This window comes from Candidatus Desulfovibrio trichonymphae, assembly GCF_002355955.1.
Taxonomy (GTDB): domain Bacteria; phylum Desulfobacterota; class Desulfovibrionia; order Desulfovibrionales; family Desulfovibrionaceae; genus Desulfovibrio; species Desulfovibrio trichonymphae.
Genome location: NZ_AP017368.1, coordinates 642072 through 658763 on the forward strand (window position 1 = coordinate 642072; position 16692 = coordinate 658763).

Sequence of the window (16692 nt, forward strand, 5' to 3'; positions counted from 1 at the left end):
GCCCGCAGCCAAAAAGGACATACATGCCGATTAAAATTCCCGCTGACCTCCCGGCCAGAACCGCCCTGGAAAGCGAAAACATATTTGTCATGACGGAAGACCGCGCTGTCCGACAGGACATACGCCCGATTGAAATCGTGATCGTCAATCTGATGCCCACAAAAATCGCCACAGAAACACAACTGTTGCGCCTGCTCGGGAACACTCCCCTTCATGTCAATATTACCCTGCTGCGCACGGCGGCGCATGTGTCCAAAAATACGCCGCGGAACCATCTGGAACGCTTTTACAAAACATTTGCGGAAATCCGTCACCGCAGTTTTGACGGCATGATCGTCACCGGCGCACCGCTGGAACATCTGCCTTTTGAAAATGTGGACTATTGGCAGGAACTGCTGGCCATTATGGGCTACGCCGCACAGAACGTCTATTCCACGCTTTACCTCTGCTGGGCGGCGCAGGCGGCGCTCTACCATTTTTATCATTTGCCCAGACACGACTTGCCCGCCAAAATTTTCGGCGTTTTCCGCCACGCTGTGCTGCATCCTGAATGTCGTCTCTTCAGAGGCTTTGACGATGAATTCAAGGCGCCTCATTCACGCCATTCCGCAATCAACATTGAAGATGTGCTCAAAACGCCCCATCTGCGTATTCTGGCGCAGTCAGATCAGGCGGGGCTCACCGTGCTGGAACGAACAGACCATACCCAGGTTTTCATGACAGGCCATCTTGAATATGATCGCGTCACGCTGGACGCCGAATACCGGCGCGATCTAAACAAGAGGCTCAATCCCTCTGTTCCCGCAAATTATTACCCCGGCAACAACCCGGAGGCCGCGCCGCTGATGACCTGGCGGGCGCACGCCCATCTGTTTTACAGCAACTGGCTCAATTATTATGTATATCAGGAAACTCCCTTCATCCTCACATCCTTTGATAGGGACGACCAGGACTGAACGCGCACTGTGCATCTCATCCTTGTTTCAGGAGGAACATCATCATGTGGAGCTATACGCAAACCGTGCATGATCATTTTTTACAGCCGCACAATGCCGGACCTCTCAAAGACGCCAACGCCGTAGGCGAGGTGGGAAGCCTTGCCTGCGGCGACGCTCTTAAACTCTATCTGAAAATCAGCGTTCAGGGCGTAATTGAAAAAACGGGATTCGAAACATTCGGCTGCGCCAGCGCTATCGCTTCCAGCTCTGTGCTGACAGAGATGATCAAGGGCATGACTGTGGACGAGGCCCTTAAATTAACCAACAAGGACATTGCGGCCGCGCTCGGCGGACTGCCGAAAGAAAAAATGCACTGTTCCGTCATGGGCCAGGAGGCGCTTGAGGCGGCCATACGCCAGTGGAAAGGCGAGTCGCCGGTTCCACAGGCGCATGAAGAAGGCAAGCTCGTCTGTAAATGCTTTGGCGTGACGGATGCTCAAATCATTCGGACCATCCGTGAAAACAGTCTGAAATCACTTGAGGAGGTCACCAACTACACCAAGGCCGGCGGTGCCTGCGGAGACTGCCTGAATAAAATTGCGGAAATACTCGCCACTGAGCTGAAACAGAAGCCGCTTGCCGAACTCAAGCCACGGCCGCGTATGACGAATGTGCAGCGCATGCAGCAGATACTCAAAACCATTGACGAAGAAATACGCCCGCAACTCGCGGTTGACGGCGGCGACATTGAACTGGTGGATGTTGACGACCGCCGCGTGGTGGTGTCGCTGCGCGGACGATGCGCGCAATGCCGGTCCAGTGACGTGACCATACGCAATCTTGTGGAACGGCTCCTGCGTGAGCATGTAGAACCTGATCTGACGGTAGAGGAGGCATAAAACATGAAAACCGTTTACCTGGACAATAACGCCACAACGGCCGTGGATCCGGAAGTGCTTGACGCCATGCTTCCCTATCTGCGCGATCTGTACGGCAACCCCTCAAGCATGCACACTTTCGGCGGTCAGGTGGGCGATGCGGTGGAAACAGCACGAGCGCGTCTGGCCGCGCTTTTGGGCGCGAGCCCTAAGGAAATCATCTTCACCTCCTGCGGTTCGGAAAGCGACAACACTGCTGTATGGTCCGCATTGCGGACACAACCGGAAAAACGCCATCTGATCACCACGCGGGTGGAACACCCCGCTGTTCTCAATGTCGCGCAGTACTGGGAACAGCAAGGCTATAGCGTCACCTATTTGAGCGTTGACGCCAAGGGCCGCCTTGATCTGGACGAATACGCGCGGGCATTGACCGATGACACGGCTCTGGTCTCCATCATGTTTGCAAACAATGAGGTGGGCAATATCTACCCCATTCAGTGCATGGCCGAAACGGCCAAGGAACGCGGCGTGCTGTTTCACACAGACGCCGTGCAGGCTGTGGGAAAAATGCCTATTGATCTGTCACATCTGCCGGTAGACATGCTCTCGCTTTCCGGACATAAAATCCACGCCCCCAAGGGCATAGGCGCACTCTATGTGCGCAAGGGCGTACGTTTCAGACCTTTCTTGCGCGGAGGACATCAGGAACTCGGGCGCCGCGCCGGCACAGAAAATGTGCCCTGTATCGCGGGGATCGGCATGGCCGCAAAACTGGCCGGGGAACATATACAGGATGAACGTGTGTATGTGGCACAACTGCGCGACAAACTGGAAAACGGCATTATTGCGCGCGTTCCCGACTGCATGGTCAACGGCGATCCGGAAAACCGCCTGCCCAACACCAGCAACATAGCCTTTAAAAATGTGGAAGGCGAAGCCATATTACTGATGCTCGACCAACTCGGCATCTGCGCCAGTTCCGGCTCTGCCTGCACCTCCGGCAGTCTTGAACCGTCGCACGTGCTGCGATCCATAGGCGTGCCCTTCAATTACGCGCACGGTTCTGTGCGCCTTTCACTCTCACACTATACCACCGAAGAAGAAGTGGACTATGTTATTGAACACCTGCCCGGCGTTATAGAAACATTGCGGGCCATATCTCCGTTCAAGGACTAGTGTCTAATTATTGCGAACCACCTTCGCTGATGCCGACATATTGGTTTTTCAAAGACCTGTTCGCCGAAATGTAGCCTTTGTCACCCCCATGCTCCGTGGCATAAATTCCGGTTCAAGTCGAAGATGAGACTTTGATTTGGTGGGACGTGCGGGGATCGAACCTGCGACTCTCTGCTTAAAAGGCAGATACTCTACCTACTGAGTTAACGTCCCGGCAAGTTATCAATCATACTTGCAAGCACAACTCCTGTCAAGCCGGCGCGAACACGAAAGATTCACTTTTTCAATGAGCTGATGCCGGTAGTCCCTTGTTCTTGTTTAACAAAAACACCACAAAGGTGAACCCTTCCGAACGCCGTCATAAAAGATGCCAAGCCACAACGCCTCCGGTGCAAAACAGACGGGGCCGGACGGGCCGTCTGTCAGGTGTGCAAGCGGCTGTACGTCAGCGCGGGCTGTTGCCGCGCTGTTTTTTTCGTGGATTGAGCACCGTGTTCCAATACACCACATAGATGGGCAACACGAGAAACATCATAATGTACGCCCAGTCCTTGGTGTAGAGAAAATAGCTGTAAAAAGTGTGAAATTCCATCTCTGTTCTCCTCCCGCACTAGTGGGCATCCTTGAAATCGGGGTGTTCGTACAGAACGGGCATGTGGTACACAATAAAGCGATAAGCCGTCACAATCATGGTCACCACGAACATGGAAATGCAAATTTCCCATATGCTCGGGACGTAGCGCTCGGATGACGGCAGGGCATAATTGAAGGCGATCATGGAGACGTTGAATCGGTTGAGCACAATACCCGCCACCGCAACAACCGCCGCGAAACGGCATTGGGAAATGTCGCGCGTGCGTGCGCCTTTGGCGTAGACGAGGGCCGGGAAGAGCACGAAGCCGAACATTTCCACAATCCACCAGAACCCGTACCCTGAGAAAAGATAGGGAAAGTTGGCCTGCACGAGCATGTCGATCAGCTTGATCATGAAGTAGGCGAACATAATGAATGCCTCGGCCTTGGCAAAGCTGAAGACGATTTCGTCAGCTTCCTTCATGTGGGTGGCGTCCATATAGTAGTGCACGCCCTTGTGGGCGAACATGCCTTCAAAAATAACCATCGACCCACCCGCTATCATGGAGCTGACAAAGAAGAACATGGGAATGAAGGACGAATACCAGAGCGGGTGCAGTTTTGCCGGCGCGATGAGATAGAGCGCCCCCAGCGAGGACTGATGCAGGGTGGACAGTGTGACGCCGAAGATTGTCAGCAGAATGTTGGTGGCGTTCACCAGCTTGCGCCATTTGAGCAGAAAAGGGAATTTTGCCGCCAGCCATTCGCAGGGCGCCACAGAAAATTCCACAAAGAGCACAGTGACATAGGTGGCGACGCACAGGCCGACTTCAAAAAGAACGGACGTGGTGCCGGGAAAGAAGAACATATAGGGCAGGCGTAGCGGATGGCCGAGGTCATACAGAAGCGCCACCACCACAAAGCCATAGCCCAGAAAGGCCGTTGTCACGGCCGGGCGTACGGCGGAGTGGAAATGCTTCATGCCCATGACGTAGCAGGCCACAGTGGTAAAATACCCGCCGGCCGCCAGACAGACGCCGCAGAGCAGGTCAAAGCCTATCCACAAGCCCCAAGGCTGGGTGTCGGAAAGGTTGGAAACCGAGCCGATGCCCTGGGTAAAACGTATGATGGTCAGAATCAGGCCGACCGCCAGTATGACGGCGGTTATTTTGTTGCCCGTCGTGCGCAATGAAAACTCGCCGAAGTGGAAGAGCCTGTCTTTTGTAGGAATGACAATGTCGTGGTGTGCCATTTATTTATCCTCCACCGCATGCCCGCACTGCGCACAGGCCGCTTCCCTGGCTTTCAGTGCGTCGGCCATGGCCGTGCGGGCCGTGTCTGCCGCGCTCCGGCCCTGGGTTTCTTCAATTTTGCGCACGGCAGCGTCTACAGCGGCGGCCACGTCTTCCCCGGCCTCCCTGACGATAGCCTCCTGCTCGGCATTGTGCATGACTTCACGGCGTTTTGTCATGGCGTAGGCCCCGCCGAAGAGCACAGGCCAGAAAGCCACAATCATCGGCACAGCGCTGAGGGCGCCGTACGTCAGCTCGCCTATGGGCCTGTTGCCGAGATGTGTGTCAAGCCCCAGATCAGCAAATTCATGCCCGGAGGCCGCAGCAGCTTCGACCGAGGGGGCCAACACCATCCATGCGGTGCCGCCCGCGTCCCATTCGCCGTAGATGTAATCGGCGTATTTGCCGGGGTTTTCATGCATACGCACGCGCGCAATCTTGATGAGGTCGCTACGCCGGCCGAAGGTCAGCGCGTCTATGGGGCAGGCCTCAATGCAGCCGGGGAGCTTGCCTTCTTTCATACGCGGCTCGCAGAAGGTGCACTTCTGCACTAGAGGATCCCACGCCTCGTCGTACTGGAAGCCCGGCGCATAGAAGGGGCAGGCTATCATGCAGTACCTGCAGCCTACACACTGCGAGCCGTCATAGGTCACGCTGCCGTCGGGCTGCTTCTGAAAGCACTTGGCAAAACAGGCGGAAGCGCAGGCCGGGTCATTGCAGTGGAAACACTGCTGCTTGCGAAACACCGGCTTGCCGTTCACTTCATACTTGTTGACAACCGTCCATTCATAGGCCGAGGTGCGGCGGCGCGTTTCCGTAACGGAAAGGTCGCTGAAGGGCTTTTTTGGCTTGGGCAGGCCATTGACCTTATTGCAGCCCTCTTCGCAGCGGCGGCAGCCGATGCAGCGGGTAGTGTCGTGCAACACACCGTAGCTGTTTTCATAATAGGGCCAGGTGGGTGTGCCGCCGGAGGCGTTGGCCACGCGGGCCGTGCTCAACGCCGAAGCCACGCCGGCGCTGCCCAGAATAGTCAAAAATTTTCTGCGGTTCATTTCGTTCCTCCGAGCTGGTCAGCGCTCTGCGGGGCACGTTCCTTATGGCAGGTGGTGCACGAAGTGTTCAGGGGACGTCCGACCTTCATGCCCGTGTGGCAGCCCATGCATTGCAGATGGTATGCGGCCTTGAGCTGCGGACGCTCGGGATGCCCAGGGTCAATGCGCGGGGAGTGGCAGCTTGCGCACTTGGGCGGGGCGGCCGAGAGAGGGCTTTTGTGGTGGCAGACCGAGCACAGCGTCTCCGGAGAGGTGTGAAAGGCCTTTGCCAGCTTGTCGTCCTTGATGCGCTCCATGAGCGAGTTCACATGGCGGCGGTGGGTGAAGAGGCTGGGCTCGTATTTTTCGGCCACGGCATCTATTTTGACCTTGTAGGGACCGTCCGTGGGCGTGAGGTGGCTCACGTCCCTGCGGTCGAGCACCGTCTCGGCCGCCAGAGCCTCATTTCTCTCGGAAGCCAGTTTGCCGGCGGCGCCCTGATGCATGTCGTTCTTGGTCATGTTCGACGTCACGTTGTGGCATGTCTTGCACCATGCCTCGTTGCGCGCGGGCTTGACAAGAGCGTGGCAGCCGGCGCATTCCCGCCGCGCAAGCTGCTCTGTGTGACAGCTCACGCAGCTTTGCGGCGTGTTGCCCTGCTCGCGCTTTGCCGGCCTGTCGGCGTGCATGGCCCTTTCCAGGGTGACGAACTTGCCGTCGGGCGTGCCTTCCACCGTATGACAGGATGTACAGGCGGCCGGCTCGCCGGTGTGGTGGCAGGATTCACAGTTTTCAATTTTTTTCTCATGAACGAGATGGTTGAAAAGCACGGGTTTCATCGCGGTGCCCTCGAAGTTGGGCTTTGCGCCGACAGGAAAGATAACCATGGCCGAAGGCGCGCCGCTGTCAGTGGCTTCCGGGGAGGCCGCTGGCGCTGTCCCCGCCCCCCATGTCGTTAGACACGCAACGCAGGCCAGGGCTGTCGCCGCCAGCAGAAGCAGTGGTGTGCCATTCCTCATGTGCTTGTCCTTTTGCATACAGGCAGTCCTAAAAAAATTACGCCCGAGAGAGTTTAATTGGGGTTTGCATTAACCTGTTTAGAAAAACGCGTCAAGGCAGTTTTGCGAAAGCGAGTTTCACCTTTGTGATGTTTTTTAATATTTTTAACATACAAAAACAATTGATTACTAGTGTCAAATTATTGCGGCAGTGAATCTTTTTTGTGAAATCAGCCAAGAGTGACGATAACTTATTATAATAGGGTTATGGCTAAAAGCTGTCTCACTAATCAATCTGAGCAAGATTAAGAATATATAATAAGTTGCACCATAGCCAAGGAGTTTTCAGGGTGAAATTTCTATCCTACAACAACTCTGCGAAAATTATGCGGTCTGGCAGAAAGTCGTTCTACTTGCCAGCGTCGTCTGCAACGCCGAAAAGATCGACCGTCCTGGGCATGCTTCGCCAACCATGCCAATGCCCTTTACAAATCCGGAAAAAACCGTCAAACTCCCAGAACTGAATGCGCATAAGGATGACTGAGTGATGCGCCTCAAACTGCTGCTGGCCTATGTCGGTTCACACTACAGCGGCTGGCAGATACAGGAAAAACCGAACCAGCCGCCAACGATACAGGGCGAGTTGGAAGCGGCGTTCCACACCCTTGTCGGCGGCCCTGTGCGGGTGCACGGCGCCGGCCGCACCGATGCGGGTGTGCACGCCCGCGGTCAGGTCGCGCACTGTGACGTGCCCGAGGCCAGAGCCGGGCTTGACTGGCGCCGCAGCCTCAATGCCCTGCTGCCGTCTGAAATCCGTGTGCTCATGGCCGGGCCGGAGGCACCTGATTTTCACGCCCGCAACAACGTCGCATGTAAAACGTATGCTTACCAGTTCTGGCAGGAAAGAAGCTTCATTCCGCCGGAACTCGCGCCTTTTGTCTGGAACTGCGGCCCCCTCAACCTCAACGCCATACGCCGGATACTGCCGCGCCTGCTCGGCGAACACGATTTCGCCGGTTTGCAAAACACCGGCACAGACATCAAAAACACGCGCCGCACGATCTTTGCCGCAACAATAACAGAATTGCCGCAAATGGAAGATTATCCACAGCACAAGCCCCTTTTGCGGCTTTCCGTAACGGCTGACGGGTTTCTCAAGCAAATGGTCCGCAATATAGCCGGATTGTTGGTTGCGTGCGGCCGGGGAAAGCTTGACCAACACTCGGTAACGGAGCTGCTCAATGTCCGAGATCGCCAGGCGTTGCCTTCAGTGACGGCGCCGGCCGGCGGGCTTGCCCTTGTACGCGTGGAATATGCGCAACCGACGCCGGCCGTTCACACCATAAAACAATAGACAGCCGCGATCAGCAGCCTGTACGCAGCAAAAGGCAGCAGGCTCATACGCCCTACCAGAGCCACAAAAACCTTGACAGCCAGCAGCGCTGAAACAAAGGCGCCAGCCAGACCCACCAGAAAAAATGGAATGTCCGCCGTGCTGAAAAGGCTCAGGTTTTTGATCAGATCAAAACAGGTAGCCGCCACCATAATCGGCACGGCCGCGATAAAAGAATATTCCGCCGACAACGGCCGGCTTGCGCCCAAAAATATGCCCCCCATAATGGTGGCTGCCGAACGCGAAAACCCCGGCCAGAGCGCCAGACATTGAAAACAGCCGATGCCGAGAGCAAGCCTGGGCGTCATTTCATCTAGATTTGTACTGGTCGGTCTGAATTTGCGGCGTTCGATCCAAATCATGCAGACCGCCCCGACCACTAGGGCAATCAGCACCGTGGAGGGCTTAAACAGACAGCACTTGATCAGCGGGTGCAGCAAAAGACCCAGCACGCACGCCGGCAGTGAAGTCAGCATCAAAAACCAGATGCCGCGCATGCCGGAGAAACGCATGTCAGGCTGCGGTCGGACAAGCCCCCAAAAACGCTTCCAGTATAAAACAACGACGGCAAGAATTGCCCCCAGCTGGATGACTACCACAAACGTAGCCGCGCGCGCTTCAATAAAATTCAGCAGATGACCGGCCAGAACAAGATGGCCGGAAGAAGAAACAGGCAAAAATTCTGTCAGCCCTTCCACAATGCTTAAAGTAAACGCTGTGAGCAAATTGTCCATAACACGCCCTGAGGCTGCGCGCTCTTGCTAAAATACTGCACAACAGCTATGCTATTGAAACAAAGGAGGCGTAACTGTCCACCATCATTCCCCAAAGCGAGCTCGTACGCAAGGCCTTGGCATATATTGAGGAACAAGGCGCGAACGCCACCGGCAAAAGTCTGGCCGCGCTGCTGGACGAAGCCGGTATGCGTTTTAACCTGACGCCGCTTGACACAGCCGCCCTGGAACGGCTGTTCGATGTTGACCAATCTGGCGCGGCGACACCTCCTCCGTGAAAATATTACATTTTTTCCACGCGTGGAAACAGGTTTGAGGCTGCGGCCAGCGCTGTTCCCGACGCCAGTCCGTCAAAAGAAGTTGCTTCTTCTTTCAGAGACACCACGGGAGGCGCATTTTTCTCCACGGGACAACCCAGTTGTTCGAGCATCCTGCGCGACGCGGCGGGCATGATCGGCCAGAGGAAGAGCGCCGTTTTGCGCATGGCCGCAAGCAGCACATACATGACGGCGGCAAGCCGCTCCGTGTTCCCATGCTTGTACAGCGCCCATGGCGCCTGACTGTCTACATACTTGTTAAGGGCGCGCACAGTCTCCCAGAGAGACTCCAGGGCATGCGCGAACTGAACGTTGCCGAAAAGCTGAATAAAATTTTGCAGAGAGTGCAGGCAGTGCTCCACTACAGCCTCATCGTCCGCGGACAGCCGGCCCCGCTGCGGCGTGCGACTTCCAAAATACTTGGCCGCCATGGACAGCACCCTGCTGAAAAGATTACCGAGATCATTGGCCAAATCCGCATTGAACCGGCCTGTCAGCGCCTCTTCGCTGAAACTCGCGTCAGATCCGAAATGCATTTCGCGCAATAAAAAATATCGGAAAGCGTCCGGCCCGAAACGTTGACTCATCTCCACCGGATCCACAGCATTCCCCAGAGATTTTGACATCTTCGCGTCACGCGCAAGCCAGTAGCCATGCACATTCAGACGGCCGTACACCGGCAGACCGGCCGCTCTGAGCATGGTCGGCCAGAAAACAGCATGAGGTTTTAAAATGTCTTTGGCCACAAGATGTTCACCGGGCCAATAACGGTCAAAATCCGCGCCGGCCGGCCAGCCGATCGCGCTGACGTAATTGATGAGGGCGTCAAACCAGACGTAACAAACGTAATTGTGGTCAAACGGCAGGTCAATGCCCCAGGTCAGACGCGTCTTGGGACGGGAAATGCACAAATCTTCCAGCACATCTGATTCCAGCATGGAAAGCACTTCAGCGCGATAGCGCTGCGGCCTTATAAGGTCAGGGTGCTGAGTGATATACTCCCGCAGCCAGGGCAAATATTTTGACATTCTGAAAAAATAATTTTTTTCGCTGATGAACTCTGGCTTGCTCCGATGCTGAGGACAAAGACCGTTTTTCAGTTCCTTGTCCGTGTAAAAACGTTCACAGCCATAGCAATAATGCCCGCCGAACTCGCCGAAATAAATGTCGCCCGCATCGTACACCTTTTGCAGAAAAGCCTGTACCACACGCTTGTGCGCCTCATCCGTAGTGCGCACAAAACGGTCGTTTGCGACGCCGAGCACCGGCCAGAGAGCCTGAAACCGAGCGCTGACCGCGTCCGCAAATTCCTTGGGTGTCTGCCCCTGTTTTTCGGCGGCCTGCACAATTTTATCGCCGTGCTCGTCCGTGCCGGTCAAAAAAAGTGTGTCTTCGCCAAGCATTTTGTGAAAACGGACCATTACATCTGTTACAATGGTTGAATACGCATGCCCGAGATGGGGCTTGGCGTTCACATAATAAATGGGGGTCGTAATGAAAAAACTTTTCACGTCAGGCTCCGAAGGATGAAAATCAGGCATTCTCGTGACGCGTTGCTCTGCGCCGACGCTTGCGGAAAATTTCGGCCGCGGCGGCGGGTAAGGTACCGCTTGCCTCAACACACCGCGTTGCCGGCATTTGCTGTCCGTCGTCGTCACAGGCTGAATCGTACTCCCTTTCCGGCCGGCGCGGATCAAGCTCCTTCCACTCTTCCAGCGTCAATTCAACATCTTCATTATTCTCTGTCAGCACCGAAAGCGAATTGCGAAACATATTGGCCCGCACCACCCGCATGCTCCCCCGGCTTGTCTGATATTTCCTGCCGAGACGCGGGCACTGGCGGTGAAAGCGATCGTAATGATCCTGTTCATACGCGAGGCAACAGAGCAGACGGCCGCATATGCCGGAAATTTTGGCCGGATTGAGAAAGAGATTCTGCTCCTTCGCCATACGTATGGTTACAGGAGCGAATTTGCGCAGATAGCGCCGGCAGCAGCACACCATGCCGCAATTGCCCACAGCGCCTACTATCTGCGTTTCATGGCGCACGCCGATCTGGCGCAGCTCTACGCGGGCGTGGTATTCACGCACAAGATCCTTGACAAGATCCCGAAAATCAATACGGGCGGGCGCCGTGAAATAAAAAACGAACTTGCTGCGGTCAAAGAACACTTCCACATCAACAAGCTTCATATCTAGACGGCGCTCTTGTATGCAACAGCGACAAAACGCATCGGCATCACGGGCCAGATTTGCGTTTTCCAGATTCTTTTCCATATCCTCCGGACTGGCCTGTCGTAAAATAGCAGGTAAGGTCTGCTCATCCACGCCGGACAGCGCACTGATCGGGCCTGACGCCACCTGCACGAACGTAAGTCCCTGTTCGGCGTCAACCAAAACACAGTCCCCCGCATTGAGTCCGTTAGGGCCGGAATAATAACATGTCTGACAAGGGGGGCCGAGTCGCAGTCCGAATATTGGCATAAGCGCAGCCGCGTCCAACGCGTGGAAAAACGTTTACCTTAAAAAAATTTTCCGCCATATCGGCTCTGCTGTCAACCGCAAAAAAACATGGAAAATCTCTCTTCCACAATCATTTTATGTACATAATTTATTGTTTTATTTACCAAAAAATCTCCAATATCAGCACCAAGGCGAAACGCTCAAAACATAAATTGCCGTTCGCCAAAAGCTTGCGATTCAGAGTCTTCTGGGCAATACTACGCCGGATTCAAACAAGAGGCTCTACCCCATGAAGACCGTAAAAAAAGTTGTGCTCGCCTATTCCGGCGGGCTGGACACCTCTGTGATCCTCAAATGGTTGATTGCCGAACGCCGGTGCGATGTCATAGCCGTTACCGCCGATCTTGGCCAGCCTGAAGATCTTTCCGGCGTGGAGGAAAAAGCTCTGCGCACGGGAGCATCCAAGGCTTTTGTGCTCAATCTGCGCGAGGAAATGGCCCGTGATTTCGTTTTTCCCATGATGCGCAGCGGCGCCAGATACGAAGGCCGCTATCTGCTCGGCACTTCCATCGCGCGCCCGCTGATAGCGAAAGCCCTTGTCGATGTGGCCCGCGCTGAAGGCGCGCACGCGGTTGCCCACGGCGCCACAGGCAAGGGAAACGATCAGGTGCGTTTTGAATTTGCCGTCAGTTCCCTGGCTCCGGATCTGCAAGTCATCGCACCCTGGCGCGAATGGGATTTGATGTCGCGCACAGCCCTCACCGCTTTTGCCGCAAAACACGACATACCCATTTCCAATAAGGCCAAACGCTACAGTATGGACGCCAACATGCTGCACACCAGTTTTGAAGGCGGCGAACTGGAAGACCCCGGCAACGAACCGCACGCTTCCTGTCGCCAACGGTGTGTGCCTGTGGAAGAGGCGCCGGAGACGCCGGAAATCGTCAGCGTTGACTTTGAACACGGCAATCCTGTGGCCGTCAACGGCAAACAACTCTCGCCGGCATCCGTCATCAGCACTCTTTCCAAGGTCGCCGGCCGCAACGGCATAGGCCGGGACGACATGGTGGAAAACCGTTTTGTAGGGATGAAGTGCCGCAGCGTTTATGAAAACCCCGCCGGCACGCTGCTCTATAAACTTCACCGCGATCTGGAAGGAATATGTATGGACCGCGAGCTGCTCGCCATACGCGACACTCTTGCCGTGCGCTATTCCCAATGCGTGTATAACGGTTTCTGGTACTCGCCGGAGCGCGAAGCCATGCAGGTTTTCATGGACAAGTCTCAGGAAGCGGTCACAGGCTCAGTGCGCGCCAAGCTCTATAAGGGAGGCGTATGGCCGCTCTCCCGCGTTTCGCCCAACTCACTGTTTTCATCGGAACTGGCCACCTTTGAGGAAGGCGGCGACTACGACCACAAAGACGCGGAAGGTTTTATACGACTGAACGCCTTGCGCCTGCGCCTGCATGCGGCCGGCACAGGCCGCATGGCGACACACAGCAAAAAAGGCCGGCATGAATAAAAATCAGAGCTGGGGTGGACGATTTGACGAGGGACCCCGCGAGGCCGCCGTCGCATACACGCAATCCTGGCGCTACGACAAGGCGCTTTATGCGCAGGATATCCGCGCCTCGCAGGCTCACGCGAAAATGCTCGGCCGTCAGGGCGTCATCACGCCTACGGAGGCGCGCAAACTGGCGGATGGTCTCGAACGCGTTCTGACGGAAATTGAGTCCGGCGCCTTTGTCTGGAAGCCGGAGATGGAAGATGTGCACATGAATGTGGAGGCCCGTCTTACCGAAATTTTGGGCGATGTGGGTAAAAAACTGCATACAGGACGCAGCCGCAATGATCAGATCGGTCTGACATTCCGCCTCTTTGTTGCAGACAAAATAGCCGTGTGGCGACGAAATGTCGCCGCCCTCTGCGCCGTGCTGGCCCGACGCGCAGCGGAGCATTGCGAAGACATTCTGCCAGGCTGTACGCACCTGCAGCCAGCGCAGCCCGTGAGCCTTGCACAGCATCTCCTGGCCTACGCCTGGATGTTCCGCCGTGACGTTCAACGCATTGAAGACGCCTTGAAACGGGTACGTGTTTCCCCGTTGGGCGCGGCGGCGCTCGCCGGCGCAACCTACCCCCTTGATCCGCAAAGCGTGGCTGAAGAAGTGGGTTTTTCAGAAATTTACGGCAATTCAATGGACGCTGTTTCCGACCGGGATTTTGTGCTGGAAGCTCTGTTCTGCGCTGCTGCCGTCATGATGCACCTCTCGCGGCTGTGCGAGGAAATCATTCTCTGGGCAAACCCGGCCTTTGGCTTTGTGCGCCTGCCGGACGGCTACGCTACCGGCTCTTCCATCATGCCGCAGAAAAAAAATCCGGACGTGGCCGAGCTTATACGGGGGAAAACAGGCCGGGTTTACGGCGCGCTGACAACCATGCTCACGGTTATGAAAGGCCTGCCGCTCGCTTACAACCGCGACATGCAGGAAGACAAGGAGGCATTTCTGGACACCGACAGCACGGTGGATTCTTCCCTGCGCGTCATGGCCGGGATGATGGAAGAACTGTGCTTCTGCACGGAACGTATGCGCTCGGCCTGCAAGGGCGGCTTTCTCAATGCTACGGAACTGGCGGACTACCTTGTTGGCAAAGGACTGCCCTTTCGCGAGGCGCACCATGCTGCGGGAAAGGCTGTGTCCCTGGCCGAACGGTGGGGCAAGGGGCTTGAAGACCTGTCGCTGCAAGAACTGCAGGCAATTGACCCGCACATTGAAAAAGACGTTCACGCGGCTCTGGATTACACAACAGCGGTGCGACGACGTGAAACCCCCGGCGGCACCGGACCGCGCTCGGTAGCCAGACAGATCAACCAGATCAACCGCTGGCTTGCGGCAATGCAAACGCCACACCATGCAACAAGCAGCGCCATTGCTGACGGCGACAGTCATGCCCGCCCATGATCTGCAGCATGCCCTTGCCGGGACAGGCCGCGCGGCAGCCTGGCCGGAATGGGCGGAAGATAAACGCATTGACGACGCATTTGCGGAACAGGCGTATAACGCCACTTCCCCGCAGTGCCGCGCGGCGTTGAAGACAGGGCTGGCGCTTGCTTTTATGCACTTCGGCCAAAGCTTGGGGTGTCTGCGCGCGGAGCGCCGCGACAATCATCTTGGCTACTGGCTGCACACGACCGCCTTTCCCGCGCCTTGGGCTCTCGTGGCTTTTACGCCGGGCTTCACGGCCGCGGCGCGGCTGGCAGCGGCCTGTGTTCCCGCGCAGCTCGCCGGGGTGCCTTTGCTTGGTGCGGTGTGCGTGGACGGGGAAGCTTCGCGGCAAGCGCTCGTCAGCCTTGAGCTTTCCGGGGTGGAAGATATTTTCATGCTGGACACGGCCGGTCTGTTCGCCCTGCTGGAAGAAGTACAGCCAAGTCCCGGACGTCTTGTCCTGATGCATACCGGCGAGCTGTCAGGCGCACGGCAGACGGCCCGCGCTCTCGGCATACCCTGTTATGAAGAAAGCCGTCCCCCCTCTCTTGTGCTGCCGGAACCTGACGCATTTGACATGAATGTTCTTGCCTTTGCTCAGGGCTCGGCGCTGGAACATACCCTTGAACCGGCCCATCCCGTCACACCGGCTGCCCTGTATCTTGCAGACAAAGCGGCGCTGGGCCATTGCCGCCTTCACCATGACGGCCCCCATTACGCGGACTCACTGGCCCTCTCCCCCGGTTGCGAAGGATTCTGGCTGCACACAGGCCTCACGCCGGACTTTTTCCGGGTGTCGCGGCTGGCCTTCGGCCCTCTGGCCGACACCAGCCGTTAGCGGCAACCCGGCGTTGACACAAGAATGTTTGTTGCAGACAATATCCATAAGGCAGTCACAGCCCTTCATCCATCGAAATGAATGGACACTTTCCGGAGATATTTTTCTCCGGATGATCCCTTGGCACGTTTTGCCAAGCAGTCAGCGACAAGTGCTAAACACAACCATTGCGCTCATAAATCCCGAAAACGGGCTGTTTGAGCGAGCCACGGCCACTTTTGCAAGGTGGGCTTGATTTTTCCATGGTCATGGAGTATTTTCCTTTCTGTGACTGTATGCCCAAAAAGGGGGTGATATTTTTGCCAGGAGTTTTTCTCAACGAAGATGATTACAATTTTGATATTGCGTTGCGACGCTTTAAAAAACAGGTGGAAAAAGCCGGTATTCTATCTGAAATGAAAAAACGCCAGCATTACGAAAAACCCAGCGTTATGCGCAAAAAGAAAAAAGCCGCTGCCCGGAAGCGTCTGATGAAAAAAATCAGAAAAATGAATATGGCCTGACAGAACAAAACGCTTTTTCGTTTTGTGCGGTCGTGATTTGTGTCGCTTCCTTATCCTGAACCCCGGACTACGGGAAGCCCCTAGGGATTTCCCGTAGTTTTTGTGTGCCGCCGCCATGAGCCTATCTGAACAGATTGAAAAAGAATACGTGCAGGCCTATAAGGCAAAAGACTCCGTACGGCTGAACGTTTTGCGACTTGTCAAAACCGCTGTCAAAAACCGGCTGGTTGAATTGCGCCGTCCCGGCGGTGCGCTGTCTGACGACGAAATGCTGGATGTCGTTCTTAAAGAAGCAAAGCAACGTCAGGACTCCATTGAGCAGTACACGGCAGCAAAACGCGCTGAACTCGCAGACAGAGAATCGGCAGAGCTCGCAATTTTGAAGAAATATCTTCCCCAACCGCTCAACCGTGAGGCAATTGACTCGCTCGTTGAAACCGCCATTGCCGAGCTTCAGGCTGTCTCACCAAAAGACACCGGCAGGGTCATGTCCGCCATCATGGCGCTATACAAAGGACGCGTCGACGGCAAAACGCTTGCCGAAGCGGTCAAAGCCCGCCTCGCCTGATGC

16 protein-coding genes, 1 tRNA gene and 2 pseudogenes are annotated in these 16692 nt (G+C 55.8%); 10 read left to right on the forward strand and 9 right to left on the reverse strand.

Annotated features, from left to right (window positions below; translation table 11 throughout):
* Window positions 1–23: 23 nt before the first annotated feature.
* From metA to nifS, 3 genes are read left to right on the forward strand one after another with little or no spacing between them, the layout of a single operon-like run.
* Entirely contained in the window at window positions 24–956 is a 933-nt protein-coding gene (gene metA, locus RSDT_RS03130; RefSeq protein WP_096399522.1) for a homoserine O-acetyltransferase MetA, read from the forward strand.
* A gap of 44 nt (window positions 957–1000) precedes the next feature.
* Window positions 1001–1837, forward strand: a complete 837-nt coding sequence (nifU, locus tag RSDT_RS03135; RefSeq protein WP_096399523.1) for a Fe-S cluster assembly protein NifU — start codon at window positions 1001–1003, stop codon at window positions 1835–1837.
* 3 nt (window positions 1838–1840) lie between these two features.
* Window positions 1841–2995, forward strand: a complete 1155-nt coding sequence (nifS, locus tag RSDT_RS03140) for a cysteine desulfurase NifS (RefSeq protein ID WP_096399524.1) — start codon at window positions 1841–1843, stop codon at window positions 2993–2995.
* A gap of 137 nt (window positions 2996–3132) precedes the next feature.
* Here nifS and RSDT_RS03145 read toward each other — a convergent pair.
* From RSDT_RS03145 to RSDT_RS03160, 5 genes are all read right to left on the reverse strand, one after another.
* Window positions 3133–3208 (reverse strand) — tRNA-Lys (locus tag RSDT_RS03145).
* Window positions 3209–3440: 232 nt separating this feature from the next.
* Window positions 3441–3587, reverse strand: a complete 147-nt coding sequence (locus RSDT_RS07040) for a hypothetical protein (protein ID WP_172414406.1) — start codon at window positions 3585–3587, stop codon at window positions 3441–3443.
* Between the two features lie 18 nt (window positions 3588–3605).
* Window positions 3606–4820 (reverse strand): sulfate respiration complex protein HmcC, encoded by a 1215-nt coding sequence (gene hmcC, locus RSDT_RS03150; RefSeq protein WP_096399525.1) that lies wholly within the window; start codon window positions 4818–4820, stop codon window positions 3606–3608.
* Window positions 4821–5912: a sulfate respiration complex iron-sulfur protein HmcB gene (gene hmcB / locus RSDT_RS03155; RefSeq protein ID WP_096399526.1), complete on the reverse strand. Its 1092-nt coding sequence runs from the start codon at window positions 5910–5912 to the stop codon at window positions 4821–4823.
* On the reverse strand, window positions 5909–6910 hold the full coding sequence (locus tag RSDT_RS03160; protein WP_096400468.1) for a nine-heme cytochrome c: 1002 nt from the start codon (window positions 6908–6910) through the stop codon (window positions 5909–5911). Before RSDT_RS03160 ends, hmcB begins: the two co-directional genes overlap by 4 nt.
* 526 nt (window positions 6911–7436) lie before the next feature.
* Here RSDT_RS03160 and truA point away from each other — a divergent pair.
* Window positions 7437–8243 (forward strand): tRNA pseudouridine(38-40) synthase TruA, encoded by an 807-nt coding sequence (gene truA / locus RSDT_RS03165; RefSeq protein ID WP_096399527.1) that lies wholly within the window; start codon window positions 7437–7439, stop codon window positions 8241–8243.
* Here the strand turns inward: truA and RSDT_RS03170 are convergent.
* Complete coding sequence (locus tag RSDT_RS03170; protein WP_096399528.1) at window positions 8225–9016, reverse strand: undecaprenyl-diphosphate phosphatase; 792 nt, start codon at window positions 9014–9016, stop codon at window positions 8225–8227. The two genes, truA and RSDT_RS03170, sit on opposite strands and share 19 nt — an antisense overlap.
* Window positions 9017–9132: 116 nt before the next feature.
* On the opposite strand from RSDT_RS03170, the gene RSDT_RS03175 reads away from it, so the two are divergent.
* Entirely contained in the window at window positions 9133–9294 is a 162-nt protein-coding gene (locus tag RSDT_RS03175; protein ID WP_331712865.1) for a hypothetical protein, read from the forward strand.
* A 14-nt stretch (window positions 9295–9308) separates the two neighbouring features.
* Here RSDT_RS03175 and metG read toward each other — a convergent pair.
* A pseudogene (gene metG, locus RSDT_RS03180) lies at window positions 9309–10844 on the reverse strand (methionine--tRNA ligase); the annotation flags it as partial.
* A gap of 22 nt (window positions 10845–10866) precedes the next feature.
* Complete coding sequence (locus RSDT_RS03185; RefSeq protein WP_331712866.1) at window positions 10867–11730, reverse strand: PSP1 domain-containing protein; 864 nt, start codon at window positions 11728–11730, stop codon at window positions 10867–10869.
* 355 nt (window positions 11731–12085) lie between these two features.
* Here RSDT_RS03185 and RSDT_RS03190 point away from each other — a divergent pair, with 355 nt between their 5' ends.
* Genes RSDT_RS03190 through RSDT_RS03200 form a run of 3 tightly spaced genes read left to right on the forward strand, consistent with a single transcriptional unit; the run spans window position 12086 to window position 15618 of the window.
* Entirely contained in the window at window positions 12086–13318 is a 1233-nt protein-coding gene (locus tag RSDT_RS03190) for an argininosuccinate synthase (RefSeq protein WP_096399530.1), read from the forward strand.
* Complete coding sequence (gene argH, locus RSDT_RS03195; RefSeq protein WP_096399531.1) at window positions 13311–14756, forward strand: argininosuccinate lyase; 1446 nt, start codon at window positions 13311–13313, stop codon at window positions 14754–14756. Before RSDT_RS03190 ends, argH begins: the two co-directional genes overlap by 8 nt.
* Window positions 14743–15618, forward strand: coding sequence for a hypothetical protein (locus RSDT_RS03200; protein WP_096399532.1), 876 nt, complete (start codon window positions 14743–14745; stop codon window positions 15616–15618). Before argH ends, RSDT_RS03200 begins: the two co-directional genes overlap by 14 nt.
* Before the next feature lie 12 nt (window positions 15619–15630).
* Here RSDT_RS03200 and RSDT_RS07860 read toward each other — a convergent pair.
* A pseudogene (locus tag RSDT_RS07860) lies at window positions 15631–15844 on the reverse strand (IS1595 family transposase); the annotation flags it as partial.
* Window positions 15845–15917: 73 nt separating this feature from the next.
* Here RSDT_RS07860 and rpsU point away from each other — a divergent pair.
* Together rpsU and RSDT_RS03210 are read left to right on the forward strand one after the other, a co-directional pair.
* Window positions 15918–16121 carry a 30S ribosomal protein S21 gene (rpsU, locus tag RSDT_RS03205; RefSeq protein ID WP_012624720.1) on the forward strand — a complete coding sequence of 68 codons (204 nt, stop codon included), beginning with the start codon at window positions 15918–15920 and terminating at the stop codon, window positions 16119–16121.
* A gap of 115 nt (window positions 16122–16236) precedes the next feature.
* Window positions 16237–16689: a GatB/YqeY domain-containing protein gene (locus RSDT_RS03210; protein ID WP_096399533.1), complete on the forward strand. Its 453-nt coding sequence runs from the start codon at window positions 16237–16239 to the stop codon at window positions 16687–16689.
* The last annotated feature ends 3 nt before the right edge of the window (window positions 16690–16692 follow it).